This is a genomic window from Xanthomonas sp. MLO165 (assembly GCF_018831305.1).
Lineage (GTDB): Bacteria > Pseudomonadota > Gammaproteobacteria > Xanthomonadales > Xanthomonadaceae > Xanthomonas > Xanthomonas arboricola.
The window spans coordinates 3,717,357-3,735,543 of record NZ_CP029263.1 but is presented as its reverse complement, the minus strand read 5'-3'; the positions used below and the strand labels follow the sequence as shown (position 1 = coordinate 3,735,543).

The 18,187-nt window shown below is 67.7% G+C and carries 17 protein-coding genes; 8 read left to right on the top strand and 9 right to left on the bottom strand.

Annotated elements, in window-relative coordinates; genetic code table 11:
* The first annotated feature begins 43 nt into the window (after window positions 1–43).
* Together DGN21_RS15675 and DGN21_RS15670 are read left to right on the top strand one after the other, a co-directional pair.
* Window positions 44–586, top strand: coding sequence for a YecA family protein (locus DGN21_RS15675; protein ID WP_024938111.1), 543 nt, complete (start codon window positions 44–46; stop codon window positions 584–586).
* 13 nt (window positions 587–599) lie between these two features.
* A complete protein-coding gene (locus DGN21_RS15670) occupies window positions 600–1,940 on the top strand; it encodes an aminopeptidase P N-terminal domain-containing protein (protein ID WP_215824986.1) in 1,341 nt (446 codons plus the stop codon).
* 177 nt (window positions 1,941–2,117) lie between these two features.
* On the opposite strand, the gene DGN21_RS15665 is transcribed toward DGN21_RS15670, so the two are convergent.
* The 8 genes from DGN21_RS15665 to rph form a co-directional block, all read right to left on the bottom strand.
* A complete protein-coding gene (locus DGN21_RS15665) occupies window positions 2,118–2,516 on the bottom strand; it encodes an XVIPCD domain-containing protein (RefSeq protein ID WP_184577547.1) in 399 nt (132 codons plus the stop codon).
* Between the two features lie 28 nt (window positions 2,517–2,544).
* Window positions 2,545–3,870: a Xaa-Pro dipeptidase gene (gene pepQ / locus DGN21_RS15660; protein WP_184577550.1), complete on the bottom strand. Its 1,326-nt coding sequence runs from the start codon at window positions 3,868–3,870 to the stop codon at window positions 2,545–2,547.
* Between the two features lie 65 nt (window positions 3,871–3,935).
* Complete coding sequence (locus tag DGN21_RS15655) at window positions 3,936–4,283, bottom strand: PilZ domain-containing protein (protein ID WP_046344154.1); 348 nt, start codon at window positions 4,281–4,283, stop codon at window positions 3,936–3,938.
* The gene (locus DGN21_RS15650; RefSeq protein WP_184577553.1) at window positions 4,280–6,706 is read right to left on the bottom strand and encodes a DUF1631 domain-containing protein; all 2,427 of its coding nucleotides are present in this window, start codon (window positions 6,704–6,706) and stop codon (window positions 4,280–4,282) included. The genes DGN21_RS15655 and DGN21_RS15650 overlap by 4 nt, the downstream gene beginning before the upstream one ends.
* A gap of 222 nt (window positions 6,707–6,928) precedes the next feature.
* Complete coding sequence (gene hemW / locus DGN21_RS15645) at window positions 6,929–8,086, bottom strand: radical SAM family heme chaperone HemW (RefSeq protein ID WP_126966765.1); 1,158 nt, start codon at window positions 8,084–8,086, stop codon at window positions 6,929–6,931.
* 16 nt (window positions 8,087–8,102) lie between these two features.
* Window positions 8,103–8,702 carry an RdgB/HAM1 family non-canonical purine NTP pyrophosphatase gene (gene rdgB / locus DGN21_RS15640; RefSeq protein ID WP_016903568.1) on the bottom strand — a complete coding sequence of 200 codons (600 nt, stop codon included), beginning with the start codon at window positions 8,700–8,702 and terminating at the stop codon, window positions 8,103–8,105.
* Entirely contained in the window at window positions 8,699–9,091 is a 393-nt protein-coding gene (locus DGN21_RS15635) for a VOC family protein (protein ID WP_016903569.1), read from the bottom strand. Before DGN21_RS15635 ends, rdgB begins: the two co-directional genes overlap by 4 nt.
* Window positions 9,088–9,813, bottom strand: a complete 726-nt coding sequence (gene rph, locus DGN21_RS15630; protein ID WP_024938119.1) for a ribonuclease PH — start codon at window positions 9,811–9,813, stop codon at window positions 9,088–9,090. The genes DGN21_RS15635 and rph overlap by 4 nt, the downstream gene beginning before the upstream one ends.
* Window positions 9,814–9,922: 109 nt before the next feature.
* Between rph and DGN21_RS15625 the strand changes: the two genes are divergently transcribed.
* The 4 genes from DGN21_RS15625 to DGN21_RS15610 all read left to right on the top strand — a co-directional run bounded on the left by DGN21_RS15625 (window position 9,923) and on the right by DGN21_RS15610 (window position 14,272).
* Window positions 9,923–10,783, top strand: coding sequence for a YicC/YloC family endoribonuclease (locus tag DGN21_RS15625; protein ID WP_046344146.1), 861 nt, complete (start codon window positions 9,923–9,925; stop codon window positions 10,781–10,783).
* A gap of 151 nt (window positions 10,784–10,934) precedes the next feature.
* Window positions 10,935–11,546, top strand: coding sequence for a guanylate kinase (gene gmk, locus DGN21_RS15620; protein ID WP_016903572.1), 612 nt, complete (start codon window positions 10,935–10,937; stop codon window positions 11,544–11,546).
* Between the two features lie 127 nt (window positions 11,547–11,673).
* Window positions 11,674–11,973, top strand: a complete 300-nt coding sequence (gene rpoZ, locus DGN21_RS15615; RefSeq protein WP_002812428.1) for a DNA-directed RNA polymerase subunit omega — start codon at window positions 11,674–11,676, stop codon at window positions 11,971–11,973.
* A 127-nt stretch (window positions 11,974–12,100) separates the two neighbouring features.
* A complete protein-coding gene (locus DGN21_RS15610; protein WP_024938122.1) occupies window positions 12,101–14,272 on the top strand; it encodes a bifunctional (p)ppGpp synthetase/guanosine-3',5'-bis(diphosphate) 3'-pyrophosphohydrolase in 2,172 nt (723 codons plus the stop codon).
* Between the two features lie 198 nt (window positions 14,273–14,470).
* Here DGN21_RS15610 and DGN21_RS15605 read toward each other — a convergent pair whose 3' ends face one another.
* The gene (locus DGN21_RS15605) at window positions 14,471–15,340 is read right to left on the bottom strand and encodes a LysR family transcriptional regulator (protein WP_046344132.1); all 870 of its coding nucleotides are present in this window, start codon (window positions 15,338–15,340) and stop codon (window positions 14,471–14,473) included.
* A gap of 296 nt (window positions 15,341–15,636) precedes the next feature.
* Here DGN21_RS15605 and kdgD point away from each other — a divergent pair, with 296 nt between their 5' ends.
* Window positions 15,637–16,554 (top strand): 5-dehydro-4-deoxyglucarate dehydratase, encoded by a 918-nt coding sequence (gene kdgD / locus DGN21_RS15600; protein WP_104568037.1) that lies wholly within the window; start codon window positions 15,637–15,639, stop codon window positions 16,552–16,554.
* Complete coding sequence (locus tag DGN21_RS15595; protein ID WP_046344128.1) at window positions 16,554–18,134, top strand: aldehyde dehydrogenase (NADP(+)); 1,581 nt, start codon at window positions 16,554–16,556, stop codon at window positions 18,132–18,134. The genes kdgD and DGN21_RS15595 overlap by 1 nt, the downstream gene beginning before the upstream one ends.
* Window positions 18,135–18,187: the final 53 nt, after the last annotated feature.

Here is an 18,187-nt window from a genome sequence, read left to right as displayed (position 1 = left end):
GGCCCATGTGCCGGCACCTCCTGTTCCCAGCCTGGATGACCCGATGGATCTGCCCGATGTAACCGCTGTGCAAAACGAAAGTCGCCAGCTGGAGTTGGCTTCCTCCGCAGCGGAGTTGCATGGCGGGCTGTGCGGGTGGCTCTCCGGTGGCGGTGCCGACAGCGGCGACTGGCTGGCGCGCATCCTGGCCGACACCGCGCAGGTGGCACCCAGGCAGGGCGGGGCGCTGGACCAGATGCGGCAGGCCACGGTGGCGCAGCTGGAAGACCGCGATTTCGCTTTCGAATTGTTGCTGATCGACGACGGCGCACCGCTGGCGGCGCGCACCGATGCCTTGTTCGACTGGTGTCGTGCCTTTCTGGGTGGCTTCGGCCTGGCGGCGCAGCAGCGCCCGGCACTGACCGAAGAGGGCGAAGAGGCGCTACAGGACCTGGCGCGGCTGGCGCAGGCGTCCAGCGACGATTTCGATGCGGCCGACGAAGACGACACCGCCCTGGCGGAGATCGAGGAGTTCGTGCGCGTGGCGGTGCTGTTGCTGCATGGCGACTGCGTGATGGGGCCGCGCTTCCGCCAACGTCTGAACTGACCGCACGACCGCCATGAAAAAACTCACCGGGATCGGCGCGGCCGAGTACGCGCGTCGGCGCAAGCAGCTGATGCAGATGGCCGGCGATCAGGCCATCCTGATCCTGCCGGCGGCGCCCGAGCGGGTGCGCAGCCACGACACCCACTACCCGTATCGGCAGGATTCGGATTTCTGGTATCTGAGCGGTTTCCCCGAGCCGGAAGCGGTGCTGGTGCTGGTGCCGGGCCGCAAGCATGGCGAGGCGATCCTGTTCTGCCGCGAGCGCGATGCCGAGCGCGAGGCCTGGGATGGCCCGCGCGAGGGCCAGGAAGGCGCGGTGGAGCGCTACGGCATGGACGATGCGTACCCCATCGACGATGTCGACGAGATCCTGCCGGGCCTGCTGGAAGGGCGCAGCCGCGTCTATTACCACTTCGGGCGCGATGTCGACTTCGACCTCAAGCTGATCGGCTGGCTCAAGCGCGTGCGCGAGCAGGTGCGCCACGGCGCGCAGCCGCCGCACGAATTCCTCGAGCTCGGGCATCTGCTGCACGAGCAGCGGCTGTTCAAGTCGCGCGACGAAATCGCCTTGATGCAGCACGCCGCCGACATCAGCGTGCGCGCGCATCGCGCCGCCATGCGGCTGGCGCGGCCGGGTGTGCACGAGTACGAACTGCAGGCCGAGGTGGAGTGCGCATTCCGCGCCGCCGATGCGTGGCCGGCATACGGCAGCATCGTCGGCACCGGCAGCAGTGCCTGCGTGCTGCACTACCGTGCCAACAATGCGCGCAGCCGCGATGGCGAGCTGGTGCTGATTGATGCCGGCGCCGAGTACCGTGGCTACGCGGCCGATATCACCCGCACCTTTCCGGTCAACGGCCGTTTCACCCCCGCGCAGCGTGCGCTGCACGATCTGGTCGGCGCTGCGCAGGCTGCCGCGCTGGCGCAGGCGCGCCCCGGCGTGCCCTACGAAGCCGGGCATCTGGCCGCGGTGCAGACCCTGACCGAGGGGCTGCTGCAGTTGGGCCTGCTCAAGGGCAAGCTGGAGCGCAACATCGCCGACGGCCATTACAAGCGCTTCTATCGGCACAAGACCGGCCACTGGCTGGGGCTGGATGTGCACGATGTGGGCGACTACCGGTTGGCTGGAGACTCGCGTCTGCTCGAGCCCGGCATGGTGTTCACCATCGAGCCGGGGCTCTACATCTCCGCCGACGACACCACGGTGGAGGCCAGATGGCGCGGCATCGGCATCCGCACCGAAGACAATGTGCTGATCACCGCCGACGGCCATCGGGTGCTGACCGATGCGCTGGCGCGCAGCGCCGACGAGATCGAGGCGGAGATGGCGGACCGCGACGCGTTGCGCGCATAGCGCGGTCATGCCGCGATGAGCCGTCCTGGTCTGGATCGGTGCATTGCCCTGCACGCGACCCGCGCATTGCCGGCTTGGTTGAGATTGCGCGGCGTATCCGGCTGAGGGCGGCGGCGCTCGGGCCGCGCCGGGCGCCTTGCAGGCATGAGGCGCCCGGCCGTTGTGCTGCGGGCCGTTCTACTGGCCCAGCTGGGGCGTCTGGGTGCGTTCGGGCTGCTGGACCTGTTCGCCTGGCGTCGCCAGTTGCTGTGCGCGTGCGAACGACTGCGCTTCCGGCGTGCTCAATGCCTGCTCGGTCTTCATGTGCGCGCGCAGATGCGCCGGATTGGCCGGGTCGCCCTGCACCACAAACACGTTTTCGCCACCGTGTACGCCGCGATTGTTGGCCTCGCTCATCAGCACATGATCCACGCGCGACAGGCCGCCTTCCTTGGCCACGGGCAACAGGGCGGCGCTGAGCCGGTCGCTGGTCTGGTCGGGTGTGCGTCCATGTGCCGCATCGATTGCATGCACGCCGCGCTGGATCTGTTGATACATCGGATGGTCGGGGTGCGAGGACTGGCGTGGATCGTTCATGGCAATGCTCCGTGCGGTGCGGAATGATTCAAGGGGCGGCAAACACCGGGCGGGTCAGATTTTCGGGCGCGCCATCGGTGCACACCACCTCGTCTTCGATACGGATGCCGCCGTAGGGTTTGAACTGTGCAACGCGCGCCCAGTCGACGCTGGCGGCGTGGCCGTTCTTCTTCACTTCGTCCAGCAGCATGTCGATGAAGTACACGCCCGGTTCGATGGTGACCACCATGCCCGGTTCCAGCACGCGGGTCAGGCGCAGATACGGGTGGCCGGCGGGGCGCTCGATGCGGCCGCCGCGGTCGCTGGCCGCAAAGCCTGCCACGTCGTGCACCTGCAGGCCGATCAGATGGCCCAGCCCGTGCGGGAAGAATGCGGCGCTGACGCCGGTGGCGAGCGCGGCTTCCGGCGACACGGTGAGGATGCCGAAGTCCTTGAGGATGCCCATCAGGGCCAGATGCGCATCCACGTGCAACTGCTTGTAATCCACGCCGCTGCGCACGCCCTGGCCCATGCGGATCTGCGCGGCATCCACCGCATCGATCAGGGCCTGGAATTCGCTGCCGGGGTCGGCGGCATAGGTGCGGGTGATGTCGCTGGCATAGCCGTAGGCCGAAGCACCGGCATCGATCAGGAAGCTGCGCAGCGGCTGCGGCGGCTGCTGGCCGAGTTCGGTGTAGTGCAGCACCGCGCCGTGCTCGTTGAGCGCGATGATGTTGCCGTAGGGCAGTTCGTTGGCGTCCTGACCGACGGCGGCGCAGTAAGCCATATGGATGCCGAACTCGCTCTGGCCGGCGCGGAAGGCCGCTTCGGCGGCGCGATGGCCGCGCACTGCCAGCTGCTGGGCGATGCGCAGCAAGGCCAGTTCGTACGGCGTCTTGAACGCCCGCTGGTAGTCCAGGTAATCGAGCACCGGCTGCGGATTGTTGGGCACATACGCACCTAGCGCGCTCTGCGCCTCGCCCAGGATGGCGCAACGGTCGGTCTGCCTGGGCAGCAGCGCCAGGGCCTGGTCCGGGGTGCGGATGATGTGGATGTCGCAGTGCTCCACCCACCAGCCGCTGGGCGCCTCGGGCACCACATGCCAATAGTCCAACGGCTGGCAGAAGATCAGCGTCGGGCGCTTGCCCGGGGTGTAGACCAGCCAGCTGTTGGGCACCCGCGTCAGCGGCACCCACGCCTTGAACTGCGGATTGACCGCATAGGGATAGTCGCGGTCGTCGAACACCTGGTAATGCAGGCTGCCGCTGGGCACCACCAGGTGGTCGAAGCCGCCGCGCTGCAGCGCCTCGTCGGCGCGCGCGGTCAGCGTGCGCAGGTGGTCGGAATACAGGTGGCTCAAGGACGGCTGGGGCATGCGGGGCTCGATCGGCGATGCAAGGACAGGTCGCGATTTTGCCGTAATCGTGGTGATGCTGTCCTTCAGCCCAGCATGTGTTCTTCGGCGATCCAGGCGCGCAGGCGTTGGCGATGCGGCTCGGACATGGTCAGGAAGCGGAAGCCGGCCCAGGCCTGCCCGGGTGCGTGCGCGGCTTCGCTCCACAACAGATGCACGCCGACATCGATCTCGGTGGCGCGGCCGATGCGCTCGGGCAGGCTGAAGCGCAGCTGGTACAGGGCGTCGTCGTGCAGCGGAACCGAGGCCAGCAGCAGCATGCCGGTTTCCGAGACATTGCCGACCCGGCCGATCTGCGCCTCGCTGAGCATGTCGGTCACCGGTATCAGGTCGGACGGCTGGCGGCGCGGTGCGCGGCGGGTGTCCTGGATCATGGGTTGACCTCTGCAATGGGCGCCTGACCGGCCAGGCTGCGCAGCGTGCGCACGGTGGCATGCCAGGCGCGGTCGATCAGCCGCGATTTCTCTTCGACCAGCAGGCGCGCCTGGCCGCCGGCCATCAGCCGCGACAGGCCATCCAGCGAGTGCTCGGCGACCTTTTGCCCACGTTGATTGACGAACAGCGCGTTGCCGGTCATCGGGCTGTACCAGGACAGCCGTTGCCGACGCAGGTCGCCCTGCTGGTTGATCACGAACTCGAACCAGCTGCCGAACGGCAGGCTGCGCAGCTGCGTGTAGCAGGCCTCTTCGGCCGGCGAACGCGGGCCGGCGATGTCCTTGCGCGGTGTGCTGTCGCCCTGGTCGCCCAGCCGCGTGCGCGCCTTGAGCCTGGTGGCGAGCTCGGTGCGCGAGGTCGTCTCGTCCTCGCCGCCGGGCGTGGACAGGCGCCGCGCAATCGCCGCCGCTTCATCGTGGTGATAGCCGACCTGCAGCAGCGCGGTTTCGATCTCGCTGCCGAGCGCGATGTCGGCAGGTTGCCCCTTGCTGCGGCAGGTGACTTCGGCAATGCGCGCGGTCAGGGCCTGGCGCTCGTCCCATTCGGGCGATTGCTCGCCCTGGCGCAGCAGCGTCAGCGTCAGCACGTCCGACCATGCCTGACGCAGCAGCGCCTGCACGAAGCGCGGCGGGACGCTCTGCTCGCACAGCTGCTCGATGCGCGCCTCGGCCTGCTGCTTGGCCGACTCCAGCCGCTCCTTGCCACGCGCCGCATCCACATGGCGGCGCTCGGCGAGGTCGGCCTTGCGCGCCAAGGCGCGCAGATGCGCCTGGATATCGGCGTTGGCCGCGGCGAACACGGCCTCGTCGCCCTGGTAGTCGTTGACGATCCGGTCCACCGCGCTGCCCAGCTTGTGCAGCAACTGCGGGTCGACATCGTCGTCGCCCAGCCAGACCGCGCCGGACTCGGCCACGGTGTTGAGCAATTCGCGCACCGGGTGCTGGTCGCGCACGAAGAAATGCGTATCGGCCAAGGCCGCGCGCACCACCGGCACCTGCAACTTGGCGAGCAGGGCCTGCGCGGGGGTCTGCCCGCGCACTTCGCGTTGCATCTGCGCGTAGAGCAGGCCGAGCAGATCGAAGGTGTCGGTGTCCTGCAGCGACAGCGCGGCGTCGGGGCCGTGTTGCGCCCGCAGCAAGGCCAGCAACTGGCGCTGCACCGCATCGATGCCGCTGGGCTGCGCCGCCGCTGCTGCTTGTGCCGCCAGCGTACCCTGCAGGCTGGCCAGTGCGTCGCTGACGGCGGCCTTGGGCACGGCCGAGGAGGCGAGCCGGGGAGATGGTTTCTCGAGTGTTGCCTGGGCGCTGCTTGCAGGCGCTGCGCCGTGATCTGCAGAGCTTTGATTCGCCGCTGCGCCTACGTTGCCCGCCGCCTGCGACCGGCGCGCCGACGACATCAGGCCGCCGAGCGCCTGCACTGCATCGCTCAGGGCAGGTGCTGCCTGCTCACCGTCGGTCGCCGCTGCCAGTGTCATCGGCATGGCGGGCGGATCCAGCAGGGCGCTCTGCCACGGTGTCGGTGCCGATTGCCCGCTCCAGCCGGTTGCAGGCCGCCCGTTGCGCGGCGGCAGCGCGCGCGCGCTGGCAGCCGCAGCGTCTTTCGGTGCGGTGGCTGCTGCAGGCGGTGCGCGCCGCGTCTGCACCTGGGTGGGCTTGACCAGGTACGGGTGATAGATCAGCCCCGGCAGGATGCCCTCCTGCGCGAGCGTGCCGTTGGCGCGCTCGTACAGATCGTTCAGACGCTCGATGACCTGACGCTCGAACACGCGGTACAGCGTCAGCTGCCCATCCAGGCTCAGTCCCAGCGTTTCGCCGCACTGGCGCAGCACGCGGCACAAGGCGTACGGGCCCAGCGGCACTGCTTCCAGTTCGAACTCGGCCACCGCGCCGATCACCGCCACCCGCTGCGCCAGCAATTGCAGCGCATCGGCGCGGCGGGAGGTTTCGCGGCGCGCAATCTCGCTGAGCACGATATCGCGATCGATATCGGTGTCCTCCACCAGGGTGAGCATCTGCGGATGCGCTGAGGCATCGGCTGCTGGCATCAGCGACGGGCGATCGCGCAGCGTGGCCAGGTCCTGCGCCAGCTGCTGCAGGAACGCCTGCGGAAACCGATCGATGTGGTCGCGCAGGTCACGTGTCTGCGCATAGGTTTCGGCCTGGATCTGGCTGTTGCGGGCATGCTCGGCCTGATGCAGCAGCTCGCGTTCCAGCTCGACGATGGTCAGCCGCAGCGGCCCGCTGAGCGCCTGTACGCAATGCGCATGCAGCGCGGCGAGCAGGCGCCGCCCGCGCGCGGAAACCGGTGCATCGGCGATCGGGCCGCTGAGCGTGTGCTGCAGGGAGGAAGCGGGAGTGGACATCCGGGGGAGGCAGGCTCGGTGCGAGGCGTGAGCTATGTAGCATGTTTTTCCGCCGGGCAGCGACCGCGCGGGCGCAAGACGTGCCTGGCCAGATTCGGTCGCCACCCGGACGCGGACGGCGCGCGTGGCGCGGCTCGCTGGATCCGCGCGCCAATGCTGTCGTGTGCGCTATCGATCATGGCGCGGCGTGCTGGCTGCGGTGCCGCGCCGCGATCGCCGCGATCAGGCCAGAAACAGCTCGACCACGTCATTGGTGAAGCGGCGGCCCAGCTCGGTCGGCACCACGCGTCCGTCCTGCGCGGTCATCCAGCCTTGCGCAATCGCGCGCGCCACAGGCAACTCGATGACCGAGGCGTCCAGGCCGGTGGAGACTTCGAAGTCGCGCAGGGCGAAGCCCTCGTGCAGGCGCAGCAGGTTGAGCATGTATTCGAACGGCAGCCGCTCGCGCGGCACGATCTCGTCGCCGCCGATCGACGCCGCACTGCCGGCGCTGGCCAGGTAACTCTGCGGGTGCTTGTGCTTCCAGCGTCGCAGCACATGCTGTTCGGCGCCGGAACTGATCTTGCCGTGCGCCCCGGCGCCGATGCCCAGGTAATCGCCGAAGCGCCAGTAATTGAGGTTGTGCGCGCATTGCCGCCCGGGCCTGGCGTAGGCGCTCACTTCGTACTGCGCGTAGCCGGCCTCGGCCAGCAGGCGCTGGCAATGCTCCTGCATGTCCCAGGCCGCATCGTCGTCGGGAATGCCCTTGGGCGGCCGCGCGAAGAACACCGTGTTCGGCTCCAGCGTGAGCTGGTAATGCGACATGTGGGTGGGCTGCAGCGCGAAAGCGCGTTCGAGATCGCGCTCGGCCTGTGCCAGGGTCTGCTCGGGCAGCGCGTACATCAGGTCGATATTGAAATTGTCGTAGCCGGCATCCTGCGCCAGCTTGATCGCACGCTCGGCCTCGGCACTGTCGTGGATGCGACCCAGCCGCTGCAGCGCCACATCGTCGAAGGTCTGCACACCGAAGCTCAAGCGGTTCACGCCGGCGGCGCGATAGCCGTCGAAGCGGCCATGCTCGGCGGTGCCTGGATTGGTTTCCAGGGTGATCTCCAGATTCGGTGCAAAGCGCAGCCGCGCGGCGGCGGCTTGCAGGAATCTGTCGATGGCTTCGGGCGGAAACAGGCTCGGCGTGCCGCCGCCGAAAAACACCGAATGCACCACGCGCCCCCACACCAGCGGCAGATCCGCATCCAGGTCGCGGATCAACGCATCCACGTAGTCCTCGAACGGCAGCACGCCCTTGGCCGCATGCGAGTTGAAATCGCAGTACGGGCATTTGCGCACGCACCAGGGCAGGTGCACGTAAAGCGACAGCGGCGGTGGAATCAGGTCGGGCACTGCGTCAGGCCATGGTTCACAGCGACAGGGCGTGCAGCTTGTGCTGCAGCGTGGCCAGCGCCACCGCACGGTGACTCAGCCGGTTCTTCAGCGCGGTATCCATCTCCGCAGCGGTCAGGCCATGCACCGGATCCAGGAACACCGGGTTGTAGCCAAAGCCGCCGGTGCCGCGCGGTTCGGTGGTGATCACCCCTTCCCAGCTGCCTTCGGCAATCAGCGGCTGCGGATCTTCCGGGTGACGCAGCAGCACGATCACCGCGTAAAACCGCGCGCTGCGGCGCTCGGCCGGCACGGCGCGCATGGCGTCGAGCAGCTTGGCGTTGTTGGCCTGCGCATCGGTCGGGCTGCCGGCATAGCGGGCGCTGTACAGGCCGGGTGCGCCGCCGAGCGCATCGACGATCAGGCCGGAGTCGTCGGCCAGTGCCGGCAGGCCGGTGACCGCGCTGGCATGGCGTGCCTTGATTAAGGCGTTCTCGACGAAGGTCAGGCCGGTTTCCGGCACATCGTCCACGCCGAGCTCGCCTTGCGCCACGATGCGCAGCGGCAGGTCGGCGAGCATGGCGCGCAGTTCTTCCAGCTTGCCGGCGTTGCCGCTGGCCAGGACCAGTTGTTTCATTGCTTGGGCTCCAGCAGGTCCCACTTGGTGCCGTACAGATCGCGGAACACCACGACCGTGCCGTACGGTTCCTCGCGCGGGGTTTCCAGGAATTCCACCCCGAACGCCTGCATCGCCGCGTGGTCGCGCCAGAAGTCGTCGGTGTAGAGAAAATGATCCACCCGCCCCCCGGTCTGGTCGCCGATGCGCGCGCGCTGGGCGGCGTCGGCCGGCTGCGCGAGCAGCAAGCCGGCGTCCTGCGCGCTGCCCGGGCCGATCACCACCCAGCGCTTGCCGTCGCCAAGTGCGCGATCCTCCAGCACCTGGAAGCCCAGCGCGCCGGTGTACCAGGCGATCGCCGCGTCGTAATCGGCGACCAACAGGGTGGTCAGGGCGATGCGCCTGCTCATCCGGCCAGTGCAGCGCGTTGCAGGGCGAACAGTTCGCTCATGCCTTGTTCGGCGAGTGCGAGCAGTGCATTGAGTTCGTCGCGGCGGAAGGCGTGGCCTTCGGCAGTGCCTTGCAGCTCGATGAAGCCGCCGCCGTCATTCATCACCACATTCATGTCGGTGTCGCAGTCGCTGTCTTCGGGGTAGTCCAGATCCAGCACCGGCTCGCCGCGATAGATGCCCACCGACACTGCGGCCACGGCGCCGATCAGCGGGTGCTTCTTGATGTCGCCGCGCTTGAGCAGCAGGTTCACCGCATCGGCCAGCGCCACGTAGGCGCCGGTGATTGCGGCGGTGCGGGTGCCGCCATCGGCCTGCAGCACATCGCAGTCCAGGGTGATGGTGCGCTCGCCCAGGGCATTGCGATCCACGCAGGCGCGCAGTGCGCGGCCGATCAGGCGCTGGATCTCCAGCGTGCGTCCGCCCTGCTTGCCACGTGCGGCCTCGCGATCGGAACGGGTGTGGGTGGAGCGCGGCAGCATGCCGTATTCGGCGGTCACCCAGCCTTCGCCCTTGCCGCGCAGGAATCCGGGGACGCGGTTTTCCACGCTGGCGGTGCACAGCACGCGGGTGTCGCCGAAGCTGACCAGCACCGAGCCTTCGGCGTGACGGGTGAAGGCGCGTTCGATGCGCACCGGGCGCAGCTGGTCGGCCGTGCGGCCGCTGGGACGGGAAAAGGTCATGCGATGAGTCCGGAAGTCGGGAGGTGGGTCTGGGTCGGCGCGTGGCGGGGCGGTCAGCCAGCGCGGGCCGCTAGGGTACCATTCGCGCTTTGAAGGCACGGGACTGACGATGATTCGAAGCATGACCGCGTTTGCTGGTGGCGAACGCATCACGCCCTGGGGCACGCTCGGTTGCGAGCTGCGCTCGGTCAACCATCGGTTTCTGGAAGTGGGCGTGCGCCTGCCCGAAGAACTGCGTGCGCTGGAGCCGCTGCTGCGCGAGCGCGTGGCGGCGAAAAACAGCCGCGGCAAGCTGGATCTGGCGCTGCGCCTGCGCGCGCCGGACAACGCGCAGACCCTGGCCGTGAACGAATCGCTGCTGCAGGAACTGGGCGCACTGGCCACGCGCCTTGACGGCATGTTCCCCAAGCTGCAGGTCGGCTTCACCGATCTGCTGCAGCTGCCCGGCGTGCTGCAGGTGCAGGACGTGGACGCACCGGCATTGCAGGCGCAGGCCCTGGCATTGCTGGACGAGGTGGTGGACAGTTTCGTCGCCGCGCGCGAGCGCGAAGGCGCCAAGCTGGCCGATGCGATCAGCGAGCGGGTCGATGCGATCGAACGTATCGCCGCCGAGGTGCGTACGCTGATTCCCGTCATCCGCGAAGGGCAGCGTGCCAAGCTGGCCGCCCGGCTGGCCGATCTGCCGCATCCGGTGGACCCGGGGCGCGCCGAGCAGGAACTGGTGCTGTGGCTGCAGAAACTGGACGTGGACGAAGAGCTCGACCGCCTGTCCAGCCACATCGCCGAGATCCGCCGCGTGCTCAGGCAGCGCGAGCCGGTCGGCCGCCGCCTGGACTTCCTGCTGCAGGAATTCAACCGCGAAGCCAATACGCTCGGCTCCAAGTCGGTGGACAGCCGCACCTCCAACGCTGCGGTGGATCTGAAGGTGCTGATCGACCAGATCCGCGAGCAGGTGCAGAACATCGAGTAGCCGGGAGTGGTGATTGGGGATTCGGGATTGGTCGACGGCCATCCCGGGTTTCAGCGGGGCGCGGCCAATACCGGTAGCATATCGACCCCGGTGGTACCGGTCCGCAGCCCGTTCGCGAATCCCGACTCCCCAAGCCCGAATCCCTGACCCTATGCGCGGCACCCTCTATATCGTTGCGGCCCCTTCCGGCGCCGGCAAGAGCAGCATCGTCAACGCCACCCTGGCGCGTGATCCCAAGATCGCCTTGTCGATCTCGTTCACCTCGCGCGCGCCGCGGCCGGGCGAACGGCATGCCGAGCACTACCATTTCGTCTCCGCCGACGAGTTCCAGGGCATGATCGAAGCCGGCGACTTCTTCGAATACGCGCTGGTGCATGGCGACTGGAAGGGCACCGCGCGGCAGTCGGTGGAGCCGCAGCTGGCCGCCGGTCACGACGTGCTGCTGGAGATCGACTGGCAGGGCGCGCGCCAGGTGCGCCAGAAGGTGCCCGACGCGGTCAGCGTGTTCATCCTGCCGCCGTCGCGCCAGGCGCTGGACGAGCGCATGCGCAAGCGCGGCCAGGACAGCGAGGACGTGATGGCGCAGCGTCTGGCCGCTGCCCGCGAAGAGATGCTGCATTTCGAGGAGTTCGATTACGTCATCATCAACGAGACCTTCGACACCGCGGTCTCGGAGATGTGCGCGATCTTCACCGCCAGCCGGCTGCGCCGGCAGGCGCAACAGCAGCGGCATGCGGCGTTGATCCGGGCCTTGCTGGACTGAGCGGCTCAAATCCCTGATTCCAAAGGAAACTGAATGGGCCCAGGTTGCCGTGACGGCGGCCCGGGCGTACACTCCGCCCCCTTTCCCTCATTCGATGCGCGGCCGTTGCTGGTCGCCGGGAGCCCGCATGGCCCGCATTACCGTAGAAGATTGCCTGGAAGTCGTGAACAACCGTTTCGAGCTGGTCATGATGGCGTCCAAGCGCGCCCGTCAGCTTGCCAACGGCGTGCAGCCGTTGATCGAAAATGCCGACGCCAGCGACAAGCCCACCGTCATGGCACTGCGCGAGATCGCCGCACGCCGGATCGACAATGCGCTGATCGACGAAGTCGAGAAGGCCGAGCGCGAGCGCGCCGAACGCGAGGCGCTGGAATGGGCCGCTGCCGAAGTGGTTGCCGACGAAGACATGTCCAAGAACGACGATTGATTGTTCGCATCGCTGCGATCGATCTGAACAGCCCGCCACGCGCGGGCTGTTTTCGTTTCAGGCCCGCGTTGTCGCCCGCGGTGTGCAAACGTTTGCCGTGACTGCGCTGCTGGCATAGTCTTCCGGCATGAACCCAGGCCCCACTGCCCAGGCGACCGTCGTGACGTCTCCGTCTTCCGACCAGGCCATCCCCGACTACGTCCTGCACTTCGAACGCGCAGCCAGCTACCTTCCCAAGGAGCAGCTGCCGATCCTGCGCCGTGCCTGGGAAGTGGGCGCCAGCGCGCATGCCGGCCAGACCCGCAAGTCGGGCGAGCCGTACATCACCCATCCGGTGGCCGTGGCCGGCGTACTCGCCGAGCTCGGCCTGGACATGGAATCGCTGATCGCCGCGATCCTGCACGACACCATCGAAGACACCCCGCTGACCCGCGAAGAGCTGGCGTCGGAATTCGGCGAAGCGGTGGCCGAGCTGGTCGATGGCGTCACCAAGCTGGACAAGCTCAAGTTCCGCGACCGCCAGGAAGCGGCGGCGGAGAGCTTCCGCAAGATGCTGCTGGCGATGTCGCGCGACCTGCGCGTGATCATGATCAAGCTGGCCGACCGCCTGCACAACATGCGCACGCTGGGTGCGCAGAGCAGCGAGGCGCGCAGCCGCATCGCGCGCGAAACGCTGGAAATCTACGCGCCGATCGCCCAGCGCCTGGGCATGAGCCTGATCAAGTCCGAGCTGCAGAACCTGGGCTTCCGCGCGCTGTATCCGTGGCGTCACGCCATCATCGAAAAACATATCCGCAGCCAGCCGGTGGTGCGGCGCGAATCGATGGCGCAGGTGGAAGTGCAGCTGTCGCAGCGGCTGGCCAAGGAAGGGCTGGAGCATCGCCTGGTCAGCCGCATCAAGACGCCCTGGAGCATCTATTCCAAGATGCACGAAGAGAACAAGTCCTTCGACCAGGTGATGGATGTGTTCGGCTTCCGCCTGGTGGTGCGTTCGGTGGCCGATTGCTACCACGCGCTGGGCGCGGTGCATGCCACCTTCAAGCCGCTGGACGGGCGCTTCCGCGATTTCATCGCCATCCCCAAGGCCAACGGCTATCAGTCGCTGCACACCGTGTTGTTTGGCCCGTATGGCTCGCCGATCGAAGTGCAGATCCGCACCGAGGAGATGGACCTGATCGCCGAACGCGGGGTGGCTGCGCACTGGACCTACAAGGTCGGCTCGGCCTCGCCCAACAGCGCGCAGAGCCGCGCGCACGACTGGATCGTGGAGCTGATCGATTCGCAGCGCGCGGCGGGCTCGTCGCTGGAGTTCCTGGACAACGTCAAGGTCGACCTGTTCCCGGACGAGGTCTATCTGTTCACGCCCAAGGGCAAGATCCTGGCGCTGCCGCGCAACTCCACCGCGCTGGATTTCGCCTATGCGGTGCACACCGACGTGGGCAACCGCGCAGTCGCCTCGCGGGTGGACAAGAAGCTGGTGCCGCTGCGCACCAAGCTGGTCAGCGGGCAGGCGGTGGAAATCATCACCGCGCGCTCGGCCACGCCCAAGCCGCAGTGGCTGGAGTTTGTGGTCAGCAGCAAGGCGCGTACCGCGATCCGCCACCAGCTCAAGCAGCTCGAACACGAAGACGCCGTGCAGCTCGGCCACCGCATGCTCGATCGCGCGCTGGAAGCGATGGACAGCTCGCTGGAGCGGCTGCCCAAGGGCCGCCTGGACGCCTTCCTCACCGAGCACCGCTATCCACGCCTGGAAGCCTTGCTGGCCGACGTGGCGCTGGGCAACTGGATGCCGACCCAGGCAGCGCAGGCGCTGATGGCCTACGCCGAATTGCGCGGTGGCGGCCACTCCAAGCATTCGCACGAAAAGATCCTGATCGACGGCAGCGAGCGCGGCGTGATCAGCTTCGCCAACTGTTGCCAGCCGATTCCCGGCGACGAAATCATGGGTTACCACACCGCCGGCAAGGGCATCGTGGTGCACCGCCTGGACTGCCCCAACCTGGCCGAGCTGCGCAAATCGCCCGAACGCTGGGTGCCGATCGACTGGGATTCCAGCGTCAGTGGCGACTACGACACCGCCTTGATCGTCGAGGTGGAAAACCGCACCGGCGTGCTGGCCCAGCTGGCTGCGGCGATTGCGCAGAGCCAGTCCAATATCGAGCGCGTGGATTACCTGGACCGCGATTTCAACGCCGCGGTGCTGCGCTTCAACATCCAGGTCCGCGACCGCCGCCATCTGGCCGAAGTGATGCGCCGGCTGCGGCGCCTGCATGTGGTGCAGAGCGTGGGGCGGCAGTAGAAGCGGCGAGCAGTCGTCAGGTGGCTGTCGGCGTCGCGCTCAAAGCAGGCGTGTACGCGTGGTCCATGCCGCACCGGGCACCGGTCGCACCCGCCCGGCGGTGCGCAGTCGTGTTGCCAGTTGCTTCGAATCCGGTCCCCGCGTTGGACAGTGGCTGCGCTGCCGTGCGTCTGTGACAGCGCACGCGCCTTGCCCGGCTCAGGCGATCAAACGACCCAGCGCAGGGTTGTCGTTATCCTGTTTCCACACCAGGTGCAGCTCCACCGGCGTGGCAGGGGTTTCCTCGCGCAGCGGCAGGTACACGATGCCGGCGTAACGCAGGCCGCTGGCGCCTTCGGGCACCAGCGCCATGCCCATGCCGCCGCGTACCAGCGCCAGCACCGAATGAATCTGGCTGACGTATTGCACCGAGCGCGGCGCGATGCCGCGCGCACCGAACAATTGCGCCAGCAGATCGTAGAAATAACGCGCCTCGTCCGGTGCGTAATTGACCAGCGGCTGGCCGTGGAAATCCTGCAGACGCAGGCTGTCGCGGTGCGCCAGCGGCGAGTCCTCCGGCAGCGCGGCGATCAGCGGTTCGCGTGCCACGCAGCGGCTGTGCAGGCCCTGGCGTTGGATCGGCGGGCGCAACAGGCCGATATCCAGCCGGCCTGCATCCAGTGCGTCCAGTTGCGCCAGGCTGACCATCTCCTTGAGTTGCAGATCCACATCCGGCGCTTGCCTGCGCCACCGCGCGATGGCCTCGGGCAGGAAGCGGTAACTGGCACCTGCGGTGAAACCCACCGACACGTTACCGGCATCGCCGGTGCCGATCCGGCGCGCGCGCAGGCCGGCGTTTTCGGCCATGCGCAGGATCGCGCGCGCTTCGGCAAGCAAGCTGCGCCCGGCCTGGGTCAGCCGCACATGCCGGCTGTTGCGCTCTAGCAGCGCGGTGCCGACGCTGTGCTCCAGCAGCTGAATCTGCCGGCTGAGCGGCGGCTGGGTCATGTTCAGGCGCTCGGCCGCGCGACGGAAGTGCAGTTCGTCGGCGACGGCGACAAAGCAACGCAGTTGCTGCAGATCGAACATGGGGGACGGGCCTCGCATGGCAAAAGAGGTGAATTGATGCTGCACCCGCAACATCCTTCCGCCGCCAGCGCCGATGAATAGGCGCTGCCACGCCAACGACCACGTTGGCGGGCGCAGCCGGCCATAATTACGCACTGTCGAAAAAGCGTTGCAAAGCAGCCATTTGCGGCGCACTACATCGATCGATGACGCGATTGATTCAACTTGTGTATCAAACAATACGTCCTTTGGTTTGGACCGGCAACGATCTGCGTTTCTAGGATCAACCGCATCCCCCGCCCAGGAGCGTTTGTCCGATGAGCAGCAGATACACCCCTTCTGAAATGGCCCAAGCGCTTGGCGCCGGGCTGTTGTCGTTTCCGGTGACCCATTTCGACGCCGACCTGGCCTTTGATGAATCCGCCTACCGCAGCAATCTGGACTGGCTGTCCTCGCACCCGGCCGCCGGGCTGTTTGCCGCCGGCGGCACCGGCGAGCTGTTTTCGCTGACGCTGGATGAAGTGAATCGCGCCGTGCGAGCAGCGGTGACCCAGACCGCCGGCCGCATGCCGGTCATCGCACCGGCCGGTTACGGCACCGCGATCGCCATGGAGATGGCGCAGGCTGCCGAGCGCAATGCTGCCGACGGCATCCTGCTGTTTCCGCCGTACCTCACCGAGTGCGATGCCGATGGCGTGGCCGACCATGTCGAGCGCGTCTGCAAGGCGACCAGGCTGGGCGTGATCGTCTACGGCCGCGCCAACGCCAAGCTCGACGACGTGACGCTGGCGCGGGTGGCCGAGCGTTGCCCCAACCTGGTGGGCTACAAGGACGGCATCGGCGATGTGGATCGCATGACCCGCATCTACGCACGCCTTGGCGACCGATTGCTCTACGTGGGCGGACTGCCCACCGCCGAAACCTTCGCGCTGCCGTATCTGGAAATGGGCGTGACCACGTATTCGTCGGCCATCTTCAATTTCCTGCCCGAGTGGGCGCTGACGTTTTATGCAGCGGTGCGTGCGCGCGACCACGTCACCATCTACCGCGAGCTCAATGACTTCGTGTTGCCGTACACCGTGCTGCGCAATCGCCGCGCCGGTTATGCGGTGTCGATCGTCAAGGCCGGCATGCGCGCGGTCGGCCGCCCGGCCGGTCCGGTCCGCACGCCGCTGGCCGACCTCAACGAGGACGAATTCGCCCAGCTCAAGCAACTGATTGGAGGACGCCGCTGATGCACAGCATCACGGGCCAATCGCTGATCGGGCAGCGCGACGTGCGCGGCGCAGGGGAGGAATTTCATGCGCTGGATGCGGCCAGCGGTGCGGCATTGCAGCCGGCATTCGGCTCGGTGAGCGCACAGGATCTGGAACAGGCCTGTGCGTTGGCGCGGGCGGCGTTCGATCGTTACCGCGAAACGACGCTGGACGCGCGCGCAGTCTTCCTGGAAACCATCGCCGAGCAGATCCTGGCATTGGGCGATGCCTTGATCGAACGCGCCATGCACGAAAGCGGCCTGCCGCGCCCGCGCCTGGAAGGCGAGCGGGGGCGCACGGTGGGGCAGCTGCGCCTGTTCGCCAACGTGGTGCGCGAAGGAAGCTGGCTGCAGGCGCGGATCGACCCGGCGCTGCCGCAACGCACGCCATTGCCGCGTGCGGATCTGCGGCAGCGGCATATCGCGCTGGGGCCGGTGGCGGTGTTCGGTGCCAGTAATTTCCCGCTGGCATTCTCGGTGGCCGGTGGCGATACCGCCTCGGCACTGGCGGCCGGCTGCCCGGTGGTGGTCAAGGCGCACAGCGCGCATCCGGGGACTTCGGAATTGGTGGGCCGTGCGATCCAGGCGGCGGTGGCGCAATGCGGCCTGCCCGAGGGCGTGTTCTCACTGCTGTTCGACGCCGGCATCGAGATCGGTGCACGACTGGTCGCCGACGCGCGCATCAAGGCGGTGGGTTTCACCGGCTCGCGGGCCGGCGGCATGGCGCTGGTCAAGATTGCCGCCGCACGCCGCGAGCCGATTCCGGTGTATGCGGAGATGAGCGCGATCAATCCGGTGTATCTGTTGCCGCAGGCGCTTCAGGCGCGCGCATCGGATCTGGGCAAAGCGTTCGTCGGCTCGCTGACCCTGGGCAGCGGGCAGTTCTGCACCAATCCCGGCTTGCTGCTGGCGATCGATTCGCCGGCGCTGGATGCATTTGTCGCATCCGCAACGCAAACGCTGCAGGCCGTGTCGCCGGCAGCGATGCTCACCGCAGGCATTGGCCAGGCCTACGCGCAAGGCGTGCAGCGTCTGGCCGCGCACCCGCAGGTCAGCACGCTGGCACGCGGCGCTGCGGCGGACGCCGGGCGCTGTCCGGCGGCGTTGTTCGGCACCGACGCCGATGCCTTCCTGGCCGATGAAGCGCTGCAGGCCGAAGTCTTCGGCGCCTCGTCGCTGCTGGTGCGTTGCAGGGACATCGAACAGCTGCGTGCGCTGAGCGAGCACCTGGAAGGCCAGCTCACCGCCACCTTGCACATGGAGGTGGGCGATACCGAACTGGCCGCCGCATTGCTGCCGGTGCTGGAGCGCAAGGCCGGACGCATCCTGGTCAACGACTGGCCCACCGGTGTGGAGGTCTGCCACGCGATGGTGCACGGCGGCCCGTTCCCGGCCACCTCCGACAGCCGCAGCACCTCGGTCGGCACGCTGGCGATCGATCGCTTCCTGCGCCCGGTCTGCTACCAGGATCTGCCGGCTGCGCTGTTGCCTGCCGCCGTCGCGCACGACAACCCGCTCGGGCTATGGCGACGCGTCGATGGCGCGCTGGGACACGACTGACGGCTGCCGCAGCAACGATGCCTGAGGCGTGCCGGAGGAGGGTCCGGTACGCC

Excerpts from the sequence above, each read along its gene's own strand:
- DGN21_RS15635 (WP_016903569.1), bottom strand. The coding sequence starts at position 9,091 with ATGAGCAGGCGCATCGCCCTGACCACCCTGTTGGTCGCCGATTACGAC.
- rdgB (WP_016903568.1), bottom strand. The coding sequence starts at position 8,702 with ATGAAACAACTGGTCCTGGCCAGCGGCAACGCCGGCAAGCTGGAAGAA.
- DGN21_RS15675 (WP_024938111.1), top strand. The coding sequence starts at position 44 with ATGGATCTGCCCGATGTAACCGCTGTGCAAAACGAAAGTCGCCAGCTG.
- pepQ (WP_184577550.1), bottom strand. The coding sequence starts at position 3,870 with ATGCCCCAGCCGTCCTTGAGCCACCTGTATTCCGACCACCTGCGCACG.
- DGN21_RS15655 (WP_046344154.1), bottom strand. The coding sequence starts at position 4,283 with ATGATCCAGGACACCCGCCGCGCACCGCGCCGCCAGCCGTCCGACCTG.
- rph (WP_024938119.1), bottom strand. The coding sequence starts at position 9,813 with ATGACCTTTTCCCGTCCCAGCGGCCGCACGGCCGACCAGCTGCGCCCG.
- DGN21_RS15650 (WP_184577553.1), bottom strand. The coding sequence starts at position 6,706 with ATGTCCACTCCCGCTTCCTCCCTGCAGCACACGCTCAGCGGCCCGATC.
- DGN21_RS15665 (WP_184577547.1), bottom strand. The coding sequence starts at position 2,516 with ATGAACGATCCACGCCAGTCCTCGCACCCCGACCATCCGATGTATCAA.
- rpoZ (WP_002812428.1), top strand. The coding sequence starts at position 11,674 with ATGGCCCGCATTACCGTAGAAGATTGCCTGGAAGTCGTGAACAACCGT.
- DGN21_RS15595 (WP_046344128.1), top strand. The coding sequence starts at position 16,554 with ATGCACAGCATCACGGGCCAATCGCTGATCGGGCAGCGCGACGTGCGC.
- kdgD (WP_104568037.1), top strand. The coding sequence starts at position 15,637 with ATGAGCAGCAGATACACCCCTTCTGAAATGGCCCAAGCGCTTGGCGCC.
- DGN21_RS15605 (WP_046344132.1), bottom strand. The coding sequence starts at position 15,340 with ATGTTCGATCTGCAGCAACTGCGTTGCTTTGTCGCCGTCGCCGACGAA.
- gmk (WP_016903572.1), top strand. The coding sequence starts at position 10,935 with ATGCGCGGCACCCTCTATATCGTTGCGGCCCCTTCCGGCGCCGGCAAG.
- DGN21_RS15670 (WP_215824986.1), top strand. The coding sequence starts at position 600 with ATGAAAAAACTCACCGGGATCGGCGCGGCCGAGTACGCGCGTCGGCGC.
- DGN21_RS15625 (WP_046344146.1), top strand. The coding sequence starts at position 9,923 with ATGATTCGAAGCATGACCGCGTTTGCTGGTGGCGAACGCATCACGCCC.
- DGN21_RS15610 (WP_024938122.1), top strand. The coding sequence starts at position 12,101 with ATGAACCCAGGCCCCACTGCCCAGGCGACCGTCGTGACGTCTCCGTCT.